The 18,755-nt window shown below is 42.8% G+C and carries 12 protein-coding genes; 7 read left to right on the forward strand and 5 right to left on the reverse strand.

Translation table 11 applies throughout. From position 1 onward, the window contains the following. The first annotated feature begins 294 nt into the window (after positions 1-294). Positions 295-675, forward strand: a complete 381-nt coding sequence (locus tag ACIFOD_RS15885; protein WP_430315433.1) for a hypothetical protein — start codon at positions 295-297, stop codon at positions 673-675. 115 nt (positions 676-790) lie between these two features. On the opposite strand, the gene ACIFOD_RS15890 is transcribed toward ACIFOD_RS15885, so the two are convergent. Together ACIFOD_RS15890 and bglX are read right to left on the reverse strand one after the other, a co-directional pair. After that, positions 791-4,120, reverse strand: coding sequence for a GH36-type glycosyl hydrolase domain-containing protein (locus ACIFOD_RS15890; RefSeq protein ID WP_430315434.1), 3,330 nt, complete (start codon positions 4,118-4,120; stop codon positions 791-793). Between the two features lie 19 nt (positions 4,121-4,139). Further along, positions 4,140-6,305 carry a beta-glucosidase BglX gene (gene bglX, locus ACIFOD_RS15895; protein ID WP_430315435.1) on the reverse strand — a complete coding sequence of 722 codons (2,166 nt, stop codon included), beginning with the start codon at positions 6,303-6,305 and terminating at the stop codon, positions 4,140-4,142. A 374-nt stretch (positions 6,306-6,679) separates the two neighbouring features. Here bglX and ACIFOD_RS15900 point away from each other — a divergent pair, with 374 nt between their 5' ends. The 6 genes from ACIFOD_RS15900 (at position 6,680) to ACIFOD_RS15925 (ending at position 15,022) form a co-directional block, all read left to right on the forward strand. Then, positions 6,680-7,912 (forward strand): extracellular solute-binding protein, encoded by a 1,233-nt coding sequence (locus ACIFOD_RS15900; protein ID WP_430315436.1) that lies wholly within the window; start codon positions 6,680-6,682, stop codon positions 7,910-7,912. 161 nt (positions 7,913-8,073) lie between these two features. Then, positions 8,074-8,973 (forward strand): carbohydrate ABC transporter permease, encoded by a 900-nt coding sequence (locus ACIFOD_RS15905; RefSeq protein WP_113971085.1) that lies wholly within the window; start codon positions 8,074-8,076, stop codon positions 8,971-8,973. A gap of 33 nt (positions 8,974-9,006) precedes the next feature. Beyond that, complete coding sequence (locus tag ACIFOD_RS15910) at positions 9,007-9,837, forward strand: carbohydrate ABC transporter permease (RefSeq protein WP_113971086.1); 831 nt, start codon at positions 9,007-9,009, stop codon at positions 9,835-9,837. 122 nt (positions 9,838-9,959) lie between these two features. Further along, entirely contained in the window at positions 9,960-10,952 is a 993-nt protein-coding gene (locus tag ACIFOD_RS15915) for a LacI family DNA-binding transcriptional regulator (protein ID WP_430315437.1), read from the forward strand. Positions 10,953-11,201: 249 nt separating this feature from the next. Next, entirely contained in the window at positions 11,202-11,777 is a 576-nt protein-coding gene (locus ACIFOD_RS15920; protein WP_430315438.1) for a TetR/AcrR family transcriptional regulator, read from the forward strand. Positions 11,778-11,854: 77 nt separating this feature from the next. Then, positions 11,855-15,022, forward strand: coding sequence for a bifunctional cytochrome P450/NADPH--P450 reductase (locus ACIFOD_RS15925; protein WP_430315439.1), 3,168 nt, complete (start codon positions 11,855-11,857; stop codon positions 15,020-15,022). A gap of 567 nt (positions 15,023-15,589) precedes the next feature. Here the strand turns inward: ACIFOD_RS15925 and ACIFOD_RS15930 are convergent. From ACIFOD_RS15930 to ACIFOD_RS15940, 3 genes are all read right to left on the reverse strand, one after another. Then, the gene (locus tag ACIFOD_RS15930; protein ID WP_282137132.1) at positions 15,590-16,420 is read right to left on the reverse strand and encodes a carbohydrate ABC transporter permease; all 831 of its coding nucleotides are present in this window, start codon (positions 16,418-16,420) and stop codon (positions 15,590-15,592) included. A gap of 13 nt (positions 16,421-16,433) precedes the next feature. Further along, positions 16,434-17,333 carry a carbohydrate ABC transporter permease gene (locus ACIFOD_RS15935; RefSeq protein WP_044339849.1) on the reverse strand — a complete coding sequence of 300 codons (900 nt, stop codon included), beginning with the start codon at positions 17,331-17,333 and terminating at the stop codon, positions 16,434-16,436. 151 nt (positions 17,334-17,484) lie between these two features. Continuing rightward, positions 17,485-18,735: an ABC transporter substrate-binding protein gene (locus ACIFOD_RS15940; protein ID WP_430315440.1), complete on the reverse strand. Its 1,251-nt coding sequence runs from the start codon at positions 18,733-18,735 to the stop codon at positions 17,485-17,487. Positions 18,736-18,755: the final 20 nt, after the last annotated feature.

An 18,755-nucleotide genomic window follows, 5' to 3' on the forward strand; every position in this document is an offset into this window, starting at 1 on the left:
TTTCGCTGATATAATGACAAGGTCCAGAATTTCACTCCCTCTCCCTAATCGAAACAATACGCATTTTGTCGGCCATTCGTTGGAGCGCGATTAAAATTGAAAAAAATCGCAATATATATCACTCTCCACCACCCATCTGCCACATCCATCCTGAAAACCACCCTTATTTACCACCTAACACGATTTCTTCATTCCTGATATACTCGTAAAGTACTTATCTTCTTAAAAAAGTGAGTGGATATAATGAAAGAAGGCATTACCTTAATAGTGGAGAGCATTAACAACCTCCATGACATGTTAATAGGAATAACAAGTGATCTCGGTTTCACCCTTACGGATAAAGATTTGCATTTTTGGATTATGGGCATCATCGGAATTTCCGTGTTCTTTTTTGTATACATTGTGTCTAAGATTCTATCGAAGCTTAAGTTCGGCATCACCGCACTGGCTTTCTTCTATACATTGACCTTCATGTTTGTGTTGGTCTTCGCAATCGAAATTCAGCAGGCAATCACAAACCGGGGGCAGATGGAGTTCATCGATGCCATCGTTGGTTTATGGGGATACATTGTTTTTTTCCTCATGTATATTGGATTGGCAGCGATTATTCTACTGATTAAGTTTTTCTATCAAAAGCTTTCCCGGAACAAAGAAAAGACCGTGGAAAGCGACTAGGGTATTACTCTCCCCGAAGTAATACAAGCAGTTCTTCGAATGGCACTGCTGATTTATCATGACCTATCAAAAAAGGAGCAAACGCCATATGCGCTTGCTCCTCTACTATTTCATTTTACATAAATATTTCAATTCTATTAGATTCCTCATTCAAAAGACTCTCAAGTACTTCGCGCTTAATCCTCATACCACCCGTACGATATCGATTAGAAACCTCTTCTGTCTCCACTTTTTCACCATTAACCACAGTGTGGCTGCTCTTTTCTCCCATGTGATAAGTGAACGTAACAGGTCGATTCATAAATTTGAATTCAAAGGTCAATCCGTCAAATTTCTCTGGTAAAACGGGATCAATGATCAAATCTTCTGCTTCTTGGCGGATGCCCAGGCAGTTGGAGATTAATTGGTTCATGTAGATTCCCGGTCCGCTTGAGTAGATTCTCCAGCCGCCTTTTACCGGTACGGTCCCTGCGCGCAGCTCGTTGAAGCGTTCTTGCGCCTCGTATCGTGTATTGAATTTACCGTCGGAGCTGCTGAAGTATGCGTTACTTTGTCTCCTTTCAGCGTTAGGAACGACTTCTGTCAACCCGACAGGATTGATGATTTCAAGTCCCTTCCACACTTCTTCCGTATTTCCGAGCTTCGCCATTGCTTCAACAAAGCGAATATGAGCGTGAACATATTGCAGACCGATTTCGCGGCCGAAATTGGCTGCTTGTTCTGCCCGTTTGAAGTGTGTGCTTATTCCACCTTTGTAGTTTGCAGGGCGGTTCATTAATCGGACTCCGTCTGGACAATATAGATGTTCCTTTACCAATTGGTAATGGGATTCTGCTTGTTCCGGCGTGAATAATTCAGAGATGATACTGCGGTTCATCGGCAGCAGTCGATACTCTATGCCCGTTTTTGTGTCCGTCGGGTGAAGCATTAATTCTGCATGTGCCGGATCTTCCATGTAAACAAAGCCTGGTATCACATCATTTTGTAAAATATAGCGATTATAATTATTCTGTATTCCTGATGCGAGTGCTTTGAATTCCGAAGCTACTTCATCCCGGACTCCCTGAAGTACGTTAGACAATTGATTCAATACCTGATAGGTCAGGGCAACTGTCCAGCTGCTCGCCATGAATTTTTTCAGCTGGGAGTTTGCCGGTTGAAGCGTATCATCCCAATCCCCATCGCCGTATGATGAAAGGAATGTGTCATGCAAGAAATGTTCTTTAATGTAGGCGATTTCTTTATGAATATGGTGTAATAGCGTCGCCCTTCCTTCCGATAAATCAAAGCCATCCCGGGTCGTATAAGGGATTTCTTCCTCCAGAATGCTGTAATCATTGGTTGCCGCGATATAGTCACCGACAACCTTTAACGGCCAAACAATGATATCTCCATGACTATCATCCTGCTGAATCTTGAAGTAACGGTCAAACATGAACCATTGCGGCCAATTTCCGTTGTCTTCATATTGATGAGAATAGACGGTTTTGATGATATCTTTCACACTTTGGTAGTTGTGAGTGGCCATGAAATACTCCGTCGGGCCCTGACACACATCCCGGGTTCCCCAAGCCGCTCCGCCGTATTGCTCCAGTCCATGGGGCACCGAGAAATGGACAAGCATGTTGTGAGTGTACCACCACGATAAGGAATTGACTTTGGCCAGTTCACTTGGAATCTCCCCATGTTGAGAAAGCTTGAATCCATTCATCACTTGATGATAGTACTCTCTATAGCGCTCAAATTCAACGTTCATATCAGACTCTTCGAATTCTCTATCTTCCCCGTGAAGAAGACCTTGAAGGGTCATGGTCCATTCTGTTGTCGCGGTTAAGTCGAGTACACAAAGAGAGGCGCTTCCAGCTGGGACGTTCTTACCCAATCTTTCCTCGTTCCCGATGCTCATGTCAGCCCCATCGACCTTTATTCTGTAACACAGGTCAGGGTACGTTTGGCTGCTTTCAGATTGAGAATCAGCAGAAACGGAGAGGATATTCCCATTTTTTTCAAGCTTATAAGGTACTTCGTATTCATTGTTGTTCATTGTAATCTGATTCGAAACAAGATAACGGTACTGTTTTCCGTTCTCAGATCGTACGTTCAGTCGAACTTCAGGCTTATCAACCGTTGTATAATTTGTGATAATGATCGTATCGTCCTGTGTCTTGTAATACCAGCGCGCAAAGTTGAAGCCTAATTCAAACATGGAAGGCATGGTTAATAAACGATACACTCCTTCAACCTCAACATAAATGCGCTGACCGGACGTTTTCATGACGTTTAAATGATTCCGGGTATTCGTTAACATCTTGTTAAACGATGTATTTCCAATCACGAGTTGGGAGTTGAATACTCCGTACATGAAGGATGTGGTTGTGATGGTCCCTTCCTTCAGCTCATGATTTCCTCCAGACATGAGGATGTGTCCATGAGGGCGTTCAACAACCAATTCTTTTTCTTTTAACACGACATGTTCGTGAGTGTCTGTGAAGAAGGAAAGCAAACGGTCGCCATCCCATTCTTCCGTATGACGCTCAGTAAATAGACCATCAATTTCTTCTTTGGACATTTCTTCCGTTTGAAGGGGTTCGCCAATTTCAGGTGCTAGCGCAACTTTTTCGAGTGGAGCACTGAACTTCTCATGAAGCTGCTGTACTCCTGCCCATGCATGTTCCACTTCTTGTTGATATTCTAACTTCGTGATCGCTTCAGAATGGTTTTGTCTAAATAGACCGTAGAAGACAAAATGTTCTTGTCCTGATAATCGGACCTTCTCTGATTGCAGTGCCGTATAGGCAAATTCATATTGATAGACTTCGTTTGCCAATGAAGGCTGCGTCAAGATTTCAGGTTGGTTTGTTTCCTTGTAGGATAAGCCGAAAAATTGGAATCCGTCCGTTGAGTAGCCGACCGTCTTTCCAATGGACCCTTGCTGAATATAGGGAAAACCATTCGATTGTGGTTGGTTTTGACGGGAACAGACGACAAATCCTTTTTCATCATCTTCAAATACCTTGTGATCTACGTATTGAGACATATAGGCTTCATTAGAGCGGACGCCGCCTTTATCTGCCAATCCTAAATCCTGTCCATAAATGACATCGATCTCCGCGTCCTGTCCATCTACCATCACATCCCAGAACCAAACTCCTGTTTGTGACAATGTAAACGTTACTTCGTATTGAAGAGCCTTATGGTTACCTGACCATTTCACCTGTGATTCTGAAAATCTCACCTCACTAGTTGATTGAACACCGATTAAGGGAACAATCTCGATTTCGGATGATTCATAGATTCGTAAATAAAGATTGTTCAACGAGCCATCGATGGGATTCGTCAATAATTGATTGATCATGGTAGATGCATGGTTTATTTCAAAAAGATCGCCACTATTTAAAAAGGTGAATTGAAGATCACCAGATGTAAGCTTTTGTGTAGAATTCATTCTGTTCCCCTCGTTTCGTCTATTTTACTAATGTAAAGGTTTGCTCCATTGCTTCTTTGCTATGTGGACCTGCATAGGCAATAAATGTCCCCGGGTCACTGTCAAACTGTAAATCCGAATGATGATATCGAAGCTGTGGTTCCGATAGGATAAAGGAAACATGCTTCGATTCCCCTGGTTCCAGGAGAATTTTTTGGAAGTCCTTTAGTTCCTTTAATGGTCGAATCACTTCCCCACTCACATCCCGTACATAAAGCTGAACGACTTCCTCGCCTTTCATAGAGCCACTGTTTGTTACGGTAACAGAAACGGTAATCGGCTGATTGGGTTTCATAATGGATTCTGAAAGAGTCATGTCACTATAGGAAAATGTGGTGTAACTTAAACCGAAACCAAACGGAAGAAGCGGATCATTAGGAATATCCAGGTATTGTGAGACGTAACGGACCTGGGCATCAGGTGCTCCCTTTGGTCTCCCTGTATTGAAGTGATTATAGTAAACCGGCACCTGCCCTACACTATATGGGAAGGACATGGTCAGGCGTCCGGATGGATTTTCATCCCCGTATAATAGGTCGGCAACCGCTGCCCCGCCTTCCGTTCCAGGGTACCAGGCTTCAAGGACCGCATCGGTCTGGTCTATTACCCCATGTAAATCCAGTGGTCTGCCATTAAATAGAATGGCCACCATCGGTTTATTTAATTTCTTCAATCTCGAAACAAGTTCAAGCTGGGCATCCGGCAGTTTGATATTCGCTCTACAGCCTGCCTCCCCGCTCATTTCAGAATCCTCACCAAGTGCAAGAACGATGATATCTCCTTCTTCCGCCACTCTCTCTGCCTCAAGCAATTGCTCTTCAGAAACCGTTTCGATTTCAGATCCTTTAGCAATCGTAAGGTGAGAAGATTCCACTTTCATCTTCATTCCCTCCGTTAATGTCACGGCATCTTCTTTTGATCCTAACCATGACCAAGGCCCCAGGATGTCACCATTTTGAGCAAAAGGTCCAATAAGTGAAATTTTCTGTTTGCGTTTTAAAGGTAAAACGCTCTCATTTTTTAGTAGAACACAAGACTTTGCTGCTAGTTTACGAGCTGCCGTGCGGTGTTCTGAGCTCAACACCACTTCTTGTTCAAGCTTTTCATCTGCACCGCGGTAAGGATTCTCGAATAATCCCAACTTTTGTTTAAGCTCTAATATACGCAGTACACCTTCGTCGATGATGGATTCATCAACTGCTTTTTCTTCCACCAGCGTCTTCAAGTACTTCACATACGTCGAGGTCATCATTTCGATATCAACACCGGCTGTGATCGCTTTAAGGGCGGCTTCTTTTTCATCCTCTGCCACACCATGAGGGATCATCTCTTTCACTGCTCCCCAATCCGATATAAGAATGCCGTCGAATCCCATTTCCTCTCGAAGTATGGATCTCATAAGCTTCTTATTTCCTGTAGCAGGAATCCCAAACACCGTATTAAAGGCGGTCATGACCATTTCACAGCCTTCATCAAGTGCCGCTTTGTATGCTGGTAGATAGGTTTCCCTGAGTTCCCGCTCCGACATATCAACCGTGTTATAATCACGGCCTCCTTCAGCTGCACCATAGGCGGCAAAGTGTTTGACACAAGCTGCCACACGATTATGATCATGAGTTAGATCCTTCCCTTGAAACCCTCTCACAAACGCTCTGCCAAATTGACTGTTTAAAAAGGAATCTTCTCCTGTAGACTCCATTACTCTTCCCCAGCGAGGATCGCGAACGAGATCAACCATCGGGGCAAACGTCACATGGACTCCTGATACTGATGCTTCTTTTGCAGCAATTTCCGCACTCTTTTCCGCTAATTCCAGGTCCCATGAACATCCGATCCCAAGTGGTACCGGGAAGATTGTTTTGAAACCGTGTACAATATCAGACATGACTAATAAAGGAATGCCCAGTCTGTTTTCTTCCATATGAGTGCGTTGAATGTTAATAACGTTCCTTGCACCAGAAGCTCCCAATACGGATCCACTATTTCGGACATCTTCCTCGTCGATCCCCATGTCGACCATCGGGCCGGTAATTTCACCTTGATCGCTTGCCCCTTTGAAAAAAGGCGTAGCAAGCTGGGTAAGCTGTGCAATTTTTTCATCCAACGTCATTTGGTTAAGTAATGCAGTCAGTTTATTTTCATTCATTGGTAGAACCTCCAAATTGTATTTTATTTTGGTTCTTTAATTTATTGAAACGTTTCGATTAACAATTGAAGAAAAGTATAAAGGTAAATGGTTGGTCAGTCAACTATGGAATCCCACTCTACTATACTTCTTGAAACCTTGTTATAACAACAAATAACATAATATATATATAGGTATAATATGGAATGAAACTTAAAATTCTAGTATTTTTCAGAAAAGTATTGAAAGCGGATACACCTTTGATTATAATATAGTTATCGAAACGTTTCAATAACACCTGGTAAGATATTTTCCCTAATATGAAAATAACTCTTACCACCTCTGATTCAATTTTTTTAATAGGGTTTCAAACTAATAGAAATGGAGATGAAGATATGAAAAAGAAAACATGGTCTTTCTTAATGATTTGTGTGCTGGCGCTATCTACTGTATTAGCAGGCTGCGGTGGCAGCGAGTCAGAAGATGGAAAGAAAACGATTACTGTCTGGGCAATGGGTGAAGAAGGTAAGAAGCTTAGTAAACTTGCTGAAGAGTTTGAAAAAGAAAACACAGATATCAAAGTAGAGGTACAAGCGATTCCTTGGGAAACAGCTCATGACAAGCTATTGACAGCAGTTGCTTCAAAAAATGGACCTGATGTTCTTCAACTGGGAACAACCTGGGTTCCGGAGTTTGCAGATGCAGGAGCGTTACTCGATTTAACTCCATATTTAGAAGATTACCCGGATTTCAAACCTGAGAACTATTTCGCGGGTTCTGCTGACTCTATGACCTATGATGATCAAGTTGTTGGGATCCCTTGGTATATCGATACTCGTGTTTTATACTACCGAACTGACCTGTTAAAAGAAGCAGGATACGATCAAGCTCCTGCTACTTGGGATGAAATGAAAGATGCAGCGAAGAAATTAAACGACAGAGGCGATGACGTTTACGGCCTTGATATCGACCGCAACGACCAAATCACACCGTTTATCTTTGCTTGGCAAAATGGGTATGAATTTGAAGGAAAAGATAAGATGAATTTCGATAGTCCGGAATTTAAAGAAGCGATGGAATACTATACAAGCTACTTTAAAGAAGGAATCAGCCCTACTACTGAAGGAATGGATATTGTTCAAGCGTTTAAAGATGGCGTGAAACCGATGTTCTTCAGTGGTCCATGGATGATCAATATCATTAATGACCAAGCTCCGGACCTTAAGGATAAATGGTCAGTGGCTGTTATGCCGAAGAAAGAAAAGAATACATCAAGCATGGGTGGCGCAAACTTCTCTATCTTCCATAATTCAGAGAATGTAGACGAGTCCCTTAAATTCATCTCCTATGTGAATGAAGTGGATACACAAATGGAATGGCTGGAAATGTCCAATACTCTTCCATCAAGAAAAGAAGCATGGGAAGAGCCTAAATTAAAAGACGATCCACTATTATCCGTGTTCGGGGAACAGCTGAAATCGACTAAAGCTTCTCCACAAATCAAAGAGTTTGAAAAGATCGCACAGGAATTCCTTTCAACAATTGAGAGAGTTACCGTTGGCGACGCTGACTTAGACAAAGAATTAGAACAGTTTAATAAAAAAGCAGAAGAAATGGTAGAAGAGTAAATCGAGTCATTTAAGACGAAAATAAATGAAACAAACGCTTCTATTACGAAGTCATAGTAAGGTACATTTGGAGTTACAGGCATATGGATCACACCTTTGCCTGAACTCCATTTTTAGCAAGCTGGCCTTTACGAAGCGTAGTTTTAGTTAGGTGGGATATCATGGGCAATGGATTCAAATTCAGTAAAAACAATAAACATCCATATGTGTTTATAGCTCCTGCGGTTATCATATTGACTGTCTTTAGTATCATTCCGATCATTGTAGCGTTCTTTATTAGCTTTACAGACCTTGACTTAAAAGGCTTAGCCGATTGGTCCAATATCAGTTTCATCGGTCTTGAGAATTATTCCAAATTGATAACGGATGATTTATTTCATAAGTCGATCATTAATACGTTGTTTTATGTTGTCATCGGCGTTCCCCTTGTCATTATATTCTCATTGGGAATCGCCTTATTGCTAAACTACGGAACAAGCTCATTGTTCAAAGTGTTTCGTGGTGTATACTACATGCCATCCATCACAAATATCATTGCCGTCGCAGTAATTTGGGGATTTTTATACAACACTGAGTACGGTTTGTTTAACTACCTATTATCACTATTGGATGTGGATAAAATTCCTTGGTTAGGAGAGCCAACGATTGCGAAACTATCGTTGATTGTTTTAGCCGTATGGAAGGGAATCGGAATCAATATGATCATCTTCCTTGCTGCCTTACAAGGAATACCGAAGTCCTACTACGAAGCTGCTGAGATGGATGGAGCCAATCGATTGCAGGTACTGTTCAATGTCACGATTCCATTATTGAGGTATGCTACGTTCTTCGTGACGATCACCACCCTGATTGGCTGGTTGCAATTCTTCGAAGAACCTTTTGTCATGACTAATGGCGGTCCATTGGATGGTACGATCTCCATGGCATTATTCATCTACAAAAAAGGCTTCCAATTCAGTGAATTTGGTTATGCCGCAGCAGGTTCCTTTATTCTATTTATCTTTATCATCATGATTACGCTATTCCAATTCAAGCTTAGAAAATCTGATACAGAATATTAAGTCTGAAAATTTATTAGTATCGGGGCTGAAACAATGAAAGCAAATACAATGAAACGAAAAACCGAAAAAACGCTGGTAGCCTTACTCATGATTCTTGGTGGAATCCTTGTTTCCATCCCTTTCATTTGGATGATTTCAAGCTCATTCAAACCTGAAAGTGAAGTACTGCAAATTCCACCTACCCTGTTTCCAGAGAATCCTACATTGGAAAACTATCTTAACTTATTTGAAAGCATGAACTTTGGTGTGTACTTAAGAAATACACTTGTCATCGTCTTATTTTCCTTTTTAGGATTATTCTTTAATGCCATGGCTGGTTATGGATTTGCAAAGTTTCATTTTAAAGGGAAAGAAAAAATCTTTTATATAGTCCTTGCAACTATGATGATTCCTGCACAAGTAACGATGATTCCCGTTTACCTAATTTTAAATGAGATGGGCTTGACCAATACGATGGCCGGGATCATCCTCCCCGGTCTTGCAGCAGCATTCAGTATCTTCCTATTTAGACAGTTTATGACGACGATTCCAACTGATTTGCTTGAAGCAGCCCGCCTTGATGGGGCTGGAGAATTCTATATCTTCTTTAAATTAATCGTTCCCATTGCGAAGCCGATATTTGCTGTACAGGGAATTCTGACGTTTATCGGAGCATGGAACAGCTTCCTATGGCCATTAATCATTGCCAATGATGAAAGCCTCTACACCTTGTCAGTAGGACTATCCCTGCTTCAAGGGCAGTATGCGAATAACTTTGGTCTTCAAATGGCTGGCGCAGCATTCATGGTCGTACCGATTATCATCATCTTCTCTTTCTTCCAAAAATATATCGTCGAAGGCTTTACGATGTCGGGGATTAAATAGTAAGGGGAAAACATCACCTCTACTAGTCGAGAGTGTGAATGACTATACTATAAAGGTATAATGGATTTAACAATTTAGATGAAACAACCGCTATTCATATAGCAATCATAGGATGTGAATAAATGGCAACAATCAAAGATGTGGCAAAGCTTTCAGGAGTAGCCGTTTCAACGGCCTCCTACGCTTTAAATAACAGTACCAAGGTAAGCGAAGAAACAAGAAAGAAAGTATTGGATGCAGCAAAACAATTGAACTACCAAAAGAACGGACTGGCATCCGATTTAAAACGGACCAACACGAATACCATCGCCTTGATTCTAAGCGATTTATCAGGTCCTTATTATTCTGAATTAATTAAAGGCGTTCAGGATGTGACATCTACCAATGGGTATGATCTCATAGCCTGCAGTTCAATTGGCGGTGCCCAATCTACAGCCATTAAATTTTTGAAAGAAAAACGAGTCGACGGAGTCATCATTCTAGCCCATAACATCACAGACGAAACGATATTGGAATCCACTCGCGAAGGATTCCCTATCGTCGTGCTGGACCGGGATATTAAACATGACTATGTTCTCCAGGTGGAAGTCGATAATGTCGAAGGTGGATTTCAGGCTACAGAACATCTGATTAAGAAAGGTCACCGGAATATTGCTTATATTAGCGGACCTTATAACTCCCATGACAATGAACTCCGCTTCCAGGGCTTTAAGCAAGCCTTGGAGAAACATGATATTCCTTATCGCTCTAAATGGAAAACATCAGGCGGATTCACACGTGAAGGCGGATATAAAGCAACGAAAATGCTCATTGCCCAACAAGATATCCCCCAGGCAATCTTTTACGCCAACGATGAAATGGCCATTGGCGGATTACAAGCTCTATCCGAGAAAAATATCAGGGTGCCGGAAGATATCTCGATTATCGGATTCGATGATATTCAACTGGCAGAGTACGTATCTCCCCCATTGACCACCATGAGGCAGCCGAAATACGAAGCCGGCGCACTCGCTGTTCACCTTATCTTTCAGAAGCTTGCTAAAGAGGAAGTGGATCCTTATTATAAGTTGACGACTGAATTGGTGGAACGAAAATCGGTGAAGGACAATAAGTAGACTTGAGAGAAGCAAACCCGTGAAGATGGGTTTGCTTTTTTCGTCCCCTTCGTGAAACACCTCTAAAAGCTTACGTATCCCTCTTATTGCAATTAACACTTCCACTCTTACTAGAACCACCCCCACATCCGTTAACAAAACCTTCACAAATATTGGGTACATTGTGTGATTGAGATGGAATTTTACTGGGTATACAATGGATAGGAATGAATATTCATTCCGTATTTAACCATGAAAGGCTGAATCCTTATGGCAACTGCAGTAAATAAACGAGACAGCATTATATCAAGCGCGTTGGTTCTTTTTGCTGAGCGTGGATATGACGCAACTACGATTCCAATGATTGCGACATCGGCAGGAGTTGGAGCCGGTACCATCTATCGTTACTTTGAAAATAAAGAAGTGCTTGGGAACAAACTTTTTCAAGAGTATGTAAGGATATTTACGGAAACTCTTGAAAATGGATTCCCTTATGATGAAACCATTCGCGATCAATTTCATCATATATTTCAAGCCATGATTCTATTCACGACAAAACAAAGCCAGGCACTTTATTTTATAAAAACGCATAGCAGTGCCCACTTTTTAGACAAAGCAAGTCATGATAGCTTTCAAGGACTCCTGGATATTCTAAAAAATTTCTTTGATTCAGGAAAAGAGGAAAAAGAAATTAAGGAGCTTCCATCCTCCGCTTTGATTGCCATCGTTTATGGAGCGTTTCTTGAGCTTCAACGATTGGTACGTATCGGGGAGCTGGACCCGGAAGCAAAACTATTAGAAGATGTAGAAGAAAGTATTTGGGACGCTGTACGGTTACATGCATGAGAAATGATTTGTTTCTCATTCACCAAACGGAATGAACGTTCATTCCGCTATAAATCTTTAAAAAGAGGTGCTACTAAATGACAAATTCAAACCAACTACCGCAGCCAAAGACGTATGGACCCCTTGGCAGTTTACCGGTCATCAATAAAGACAAACCTCTTCAATCCTATATGAAGCTAGCAAGAGAGCTCGGCCCGATCTTTCAGTTTCAATTTCCGGGACGGATCAGTACGTTTGTATCGAGCGCCTCCCTCGCTGAAGAAATTTGCGACGAAACACGATTTGATAAAAGAGTTGGCCCTGCCCTGCAAAAAGTAAGAGCATTTGGCGGCGACGGACTTTTCACGAGCGAAACGACGGAAAACAATTGGAAAAAGGCGCATAATATCCTGCTTCCAAGCTTCAGCCAGCAGGCAATGAAAGGCTATCATGCTAAAATGGTCGATCTCGCCACCCAACTTATTCAGAAGTGGGCTCGTTTAAATCCGGCTGATGAAATCGATGTTCCTGAAGATATGACTCGCTTAACCTTGGATACGATCGGTCTCTGCGGTTTTAATTTCCGCTTTAACAGCTTTTACCGGGAAAACGCACACCCATTTGTCGACAGTATGGTTCGGGCAATGGACGAAGCCATGAGTCAAACCCAGCGACTTGGTGTTCAAGATAAATTGATGGTCAAATCTAAAAAACAATTCAAGGAAGACATTCAATACATGTTCAATCTGGTAGATGAATTGATTGCGGAACGGAAACAAAATGGTGATCAGGGTGAGGATGACCTGCTCTCTCATATGTTAAAAGGGATTGATCCGGAAACGGGTGAAGCGTTGGATGATGAAAACATCCGTTTTCAAATCATTACGTTCTTAATTGCAGGACACGAAACAACGAGTGGTCTACTGTCCTTTGCCATTTACTATCTCATGAATAATCCGGAAAAATTGAAGAAAGCACAGCAAGAAGTGGATGAAGTGCTGGGTGATGACGTTCCAGATTATAAACAGGTCAAGAAATTGAAATATGTTCGTATGGTGCTTAATGAAGCTCTACGTCTATGGCCCACCGCACCGGCATTTTCCGTATACGCAAAGGAAGACACGACACTAAACGCGAAATACAAAGTTAAAAAAGATGATGTATTCACCCTTATCATTCCTGAGCTTCACCGTGATCCATCCGTTTGGGGAGATGACGTGGAATCGTTTAGACCAGAGCGTTTTGAGGACCCGTCTTCGATCCCCTATCACGCATATAAACCTTTCGGAAACGGGCAACGCGCCTGCATCGGACAGCAGTTTTCCCTTCACGAAGCGACTCTTGTTCTTGGCATGGTTTTGCAGCACTTTGACCTGATTGATCATAGTGACTATCAATTGGTTGTTAAAGAAACCTTGACCCTCAAGCCAGATGATTTAAAGATGCGCGTGTCTCCTCGGAAACCGGAAATGTCCTTTACGACTGCATCTTCTGAGGAAGTGAAATCCGAAAAAAAAGCAGCACCAGCTTCTATAGAGTCGTCTCATGGTACACCCCTCTATATTCTGTTTGGTTCAAACATGGGGACAGCTGAAGGAATCGCCCGCGATCTTGCTGAAACAGGTCGTCAACAAGGTTTCATTACCGAGGTTGCTCCTTTAAATGATTATACAGGTGGACTCCCTACAGAAGGGGCGGTTCTCATTGTCTCTGCTTCCTATAACGGAAATCCGCCGGACAATGCGGACGAATTCGTTTCTTGGCTAAAAGAAACCGAGGAAGGAACACTGAACGATGTTCGCTATGCGGTATTTGGATGTGGCGATCACAACTGGGCCACTACGTACCAACGCATCCCTACCTTCATTGATGAGCAGATGGAACAAAAAGGGGCTCAGCGTCTGTCGAAAATCGGGCATGGAGATGCAAGTGAAGATTTTGAAGGAGATTACGAGAAATGGTCGGAAGCACTTTGGCCAAACCTGGCGAAAGAATTGAACATTGAACTTCAACAAAACGGAGAAGAAAGCAGCTCGATGACGATGAAGTTTGTCAGTGATGTCAGTGACACACCACTGGCTCGCACCCACCACGCCTTTACATCGGTGGTAAGTAGAAATATTGAATTGCAGCACGTGGAAAGCGGAAGGAATACAAGACATATTGAGTTGACTCTTCCAGAGGGTGTTGATTATCAGGAAGGAGACCATCTTGGGGTGCTTCCACGGAATCCGAGCGCTCTTGTTGAGCGAGTGCTCAGTCGATTCAACCTGGACGGTGAGGACTATGTACAACTTACTGGAGATACGGGAAAAGCAGTCCACCTTCCCACAGAGAAGCCAGTGAATCTTAAGGAATTACTCTCTAATTATGTGGAATTCCAAGAACCCGCCACCCGTTCGCAAATCCGGGCACTGGCTGCTCACACGGTATGCCCTCCCCATGTAATAGAACTTGAAGAGCTATTGGAGGATGAAACGTATAAGAGGGAAATTCTCGGTAAACGGATTACCATGCTGGACCTGGTCGAAAAGTACCTTGCCTGTGAAATTCCGTTTGAAGGGTTCCTGCTTTTACTCCCGGCACTAAAAGCAAGGTACTATTCTATTTCAAGCTCTCCCCTCTACAAGGAAGGAGAAGCGAGCATCACGGTCAGCATCGTTCGTGGAGCTGCATGGAGCGGAAATGGAGAATACAAAGGAATTGCATCAAACTATCTGGCGGAACGTTCCGAAGGCGATAAGATAGCGTGCTTTATCTCTACACCTCAATCGAACTTCCAGCTTCCGGACGTAACCGAAACACCAATCGTCATGATCGGACCCGGAACAGGAATTGCACCATTCAGAGGATTTATCCAGGCACGCCGCATTCTTAAAGAAAAAGGAGAAACGCTGGGTGCAGCACATCTTTACTTCGGATGCCGCAATCCTGAACATGATTTCTTATATCAAGAGGAATTGGAGAAGGCCGAACAAGATGGAATCGTAACTCTTCACACCGCTTTCTCAAGATGCCCTGGTCAAGAAAAGACGTACGTCCAACACCGATTGGCGGAAAACGCTGAAGACATCCTTCCCTTGCTGAAAGATGGCGGCCGCTTATACATCTGTGGAGACGGTGGTAAAATGGCACCCGATGTGGAACGCACATTAGTAGAATGCTATATGCTTTTCTATCAAACAACGAAAGAAGAAGCTGACGCATGGCTGGGATCACTTGAAGAAGATGGTCGATATGCCAAGGATGTTTGGGCAGGAGCGTAATGAAAAGGAGAGCAGCGGACCTTTAATGGGTTCGCTGCTTTGTTTTGTGAGGCTGCAGGAAATCCCGAGATCATTTAGAGATGCTATTGAATCCTTAGGTGCCTGGCACTAATTTTTTTTAGAACCTAGTACTTCCCCTCTTATACCTCATTCAGTGTCACGTTCGCCGTTATAATTGATATTTCGCCGTTAAATCCTGGATTTCGCCGTTATATTGAAAATTTCGCCGTTATAATCAGAATTTCGCCGATAAATGGATTTCTGCTCCAATAGCGAGGCTGGGACAAGCAACAATTTCCGCTTGGTGCCACCTCTTGACTACTATCATTCGCTGATATATTTGAGATTTCGCTGATAAAATCAATATTTCGCTGATAATTCTATCTCTGACGACAAAATGCCCCCGCACACCCCACCAATCTGACTCGCAACACCATAAACTACAACCAAATCAGCAAAAATTCGCAATAAACCCATAAAGATCCTGCTTCCCCCTCTATTTTCACATCCCCTTCACTACTTTACTCCAAAAAAAGAGAGCTCCCAAAATGAGAAGCCCTCCCTTCACTATTTCCCGCCTGTGAATGAAATTCCTTTAATAAAGTAGCGATTAAAGAATGCATACAGAAGAAGTACCGGCAGAGTAAAGACCATGGATGCCGCCATGATGTAGTTCCAGTAGCTGACGTATTGGCCTTTAAAGGTGTTCAATCCTAATGGCAGTGTATACATTTCTGTATCGGTCATGACAATCAATGGGGTCATGAAGTTGTTCCAGAATCCCATGAAGACAAAGATTGCTTGTGCGGCCAAGGCTGGTTTTGCTAATGGTAAAACCACCTTGAAGAAGATTCCGAAACGGCTTAGACCATCGATTTGAGCAGCCTCTTCCAGCTCCTTCGGGAAGTTGATGAAGAACTGTCTCATCATGAAAATGAAGGTTGCATTGATCATGGCCGGTACGATCATCCCTTGATACGAGTTAAGCCAGCCGATTTCTTTTAAAATTAAATAGTTCGGGATCATCGTGACTTGAGCCGGAATCATCAGGACTGCGAGAATCATGATGAATAATGCCTTTTTCCCTGGAAAGCTTAAGCGCGCCAAGGCATATCCAGACATGGAATTAAAGATGATATTCAATGCTGTCCCGACTACTGCGATGAATAAACTATTGAATAACCATCGTGGAAATAGCTCCTGTTCAATGAAAATCTGTTTATAATTATCCAAAGTGAAATTCTTCGGTATGAAATTCATCGTTCCACTAATGATTTCTTCTAATGTTTTAAAAGAAGAGGAGAGTGCCCATAAGAATGGAATCAGAGTTGTGATCGCATAACCTATCAGGACAATGTATAGAAGACGCTTACTGAACGTCTTTTTCTTCGAATTCATGCTTCCATCCTCCTTAATAGAGTGATTCTTCTTTAGAGAATTTACGTTGAATCAAGGTCGCCACCAGGATGATAAGAGCGAGCGCGAAGGCAAGTGCGGCTGCATATCCCATGGTTCCCAATGATTTAAAGGCATATTGATAGATTAGGAGGACCACTGTTAGCGTTGAGTTATTCGGTCCACCGGATCCACCTGAGAAAATATACGATTGATCAAACAGCTGGAACGTTCCGATAACCCCCATGATCACGACAAATGACGTAACTGGTCGCAGAAACGGAACGGTCACATAGAAGAACTTCTGGATCGCATTCGCTCCGTCCAGTTCAGCCGCTTCGTATAATGAGTCCGGAATATCCTGAAGAGCTGCAAGATAGATGACCATGAAAAACGGTGCCGTTGCCCAGATGTTCATCAACATAATCGCATTCAGGGCAATATCAGGATCACCTAAAAAGTTATAAGTCGGCAAGCCCACTTTTTCTAAAAGGTTGTTGATCAGCCCTTCTTTGTTATACATCCACATAAAGATCAGTGTTAATACGGCTGAAGACGTTAGGGTTGGTAAGAAATAGACAATCCTGAAAAGCTTCTCACCCTTTAATCCTGCGTTTAACGTTGCAGCCAGAACCAATGCCAGAAAGGTCTGTGTCGGCACCACAATCAGTACGTACTTTGCCGTGTTTTTCAATGCGATAATAGCCCGGTTGTCTTCCATGATCCTTGCAAAGTTTTCAAAAGCAACAAATTCAAAACTCATATCTCCCAGGAGTTGAACCTTATGAAAGGATAAAAAGATGGCATAAAGAATCGGTCCAATAATAAACACCGCTAATACAAATAGCGTGGGAGACATAAATAAGTATCCTTGTCCTGCATCCTGTAATCTCTTCTTAGAAGATTGTTTGTTCATTCTCATCCCTACCTTCTATCTGTCTTAAATCTTCAGCTATTACCTGTATTCTTTCCGCCCAGGTCCGCATCGAAGACCTCAAAAGAAAGAATACAGTCAATGGTAAAGCTGTACCTGACACAACCATGAGTGTCAGGTACCATTAATAAGATTATTGAATTTCGCTATTCGCTTGTTCTTCTGCTTCTTTCAGTGCTTCATCCAGAGGTCGGTCACCCAGGAAGGCAGCGATAAATTGGTTGTTAAAGTTGTTCATGATGATCGGCAGGTTCTTTCCTTCTGCCCAAACCGTCGCATATGGTGCTCCGGCTACAAGTGCTCCGCGTAATTCATCCTTGTCATACCCTAATTTTTCAGCTACTGACTTACGTGTCGGAAGGGCAAACCCTTTGGACGTCCATGTTTCCATCCCTTCTTTACCAGTAAGATACGAGATCAGCTCCCATGAAGCTTCCTTCTTTTCCGATGCCGCATTCATCACATATCCAACCGTGTAGGCCATTGTCCCATTTTCTCCATTGATTGTCGGTAATTCAGCCGTTCCGTATTCAACATCCGGGAACGTATCCGCTAAGAATGGAATCGCCCAGTTTCCTTCGATGACCATGGCTGCTTTCCCTTGCCCGAACATTTCCCCTCCCCAGTTCGCTCCAACTTCTGAAGCCTGTGCAGAGGTTTTGTCTTCGTTATGCTGGTCGATAATCGGCTGAAGAGCATTGACCACTTTATCTGAAGCAAAGTTCGCTTGATCATCCTTCACGACTTCCCCACCGGTTGCCTGAGCAATGTGATAAAGACGGGCGAGTTCCGGAGCTACTCCAAATCCATAAACGCCATCTTTCGTCAGAGTTTTTGATACTTCGCGGAGTTCATCCCATGTTTTCGGAACTTCCACTCCTGCTTCTTCAAACATCTTTTTATTGTAAAAGAGAGCCAGAGTCGAATAGTCTTTCGGAAAACCATATGTCTTTCCATCAACTTGGAACGCTTCAAGCATCGGTTTCTCGAAATCTTTCACATCGAAATCTTCTGTTACGTAATCATCCAGCGGCTCAACAACCCCTGTTTCAATCAGGGCAGGAGCTTCCAGAGCATCCAAATAGAAAACGTCAGGACCTTCTCCACCAATCAAACGTGTTTTCAATACATCCATATACTGTTCAGAAATGACTTCGTGCTTTACATCAATATTCGGATGTTTTTCTTCAAAGTCAGCGATCGTTTGGGTCAAAAGCTTCTGTTCAGAAGGATTTCCTCCCCAGCCCGCAAGAGTGATTTCGACTTTCTCACCATCATCCCCATTTGAACTCGTCTTCTCGTCTGATCCACTGCACCCTGCCAGAACCGTCCCCACTAACATCGTCGTAATACCTAGACTCGCGATCCATTTCTTCTTCGCCATTTTCATAACCCCTTTTTTTG

Source organism: Rossellomorea sp. NRS-1567, assembly GCF_050467885.1.
In the GTDB taxonomy this organism is placed as follows: domain Bacteria; phylum Bacillota; class Bacilli; order Bacillales; family Bacillaceae_B; genus Rossellomorea; species Rossellomorea aquimaris_C.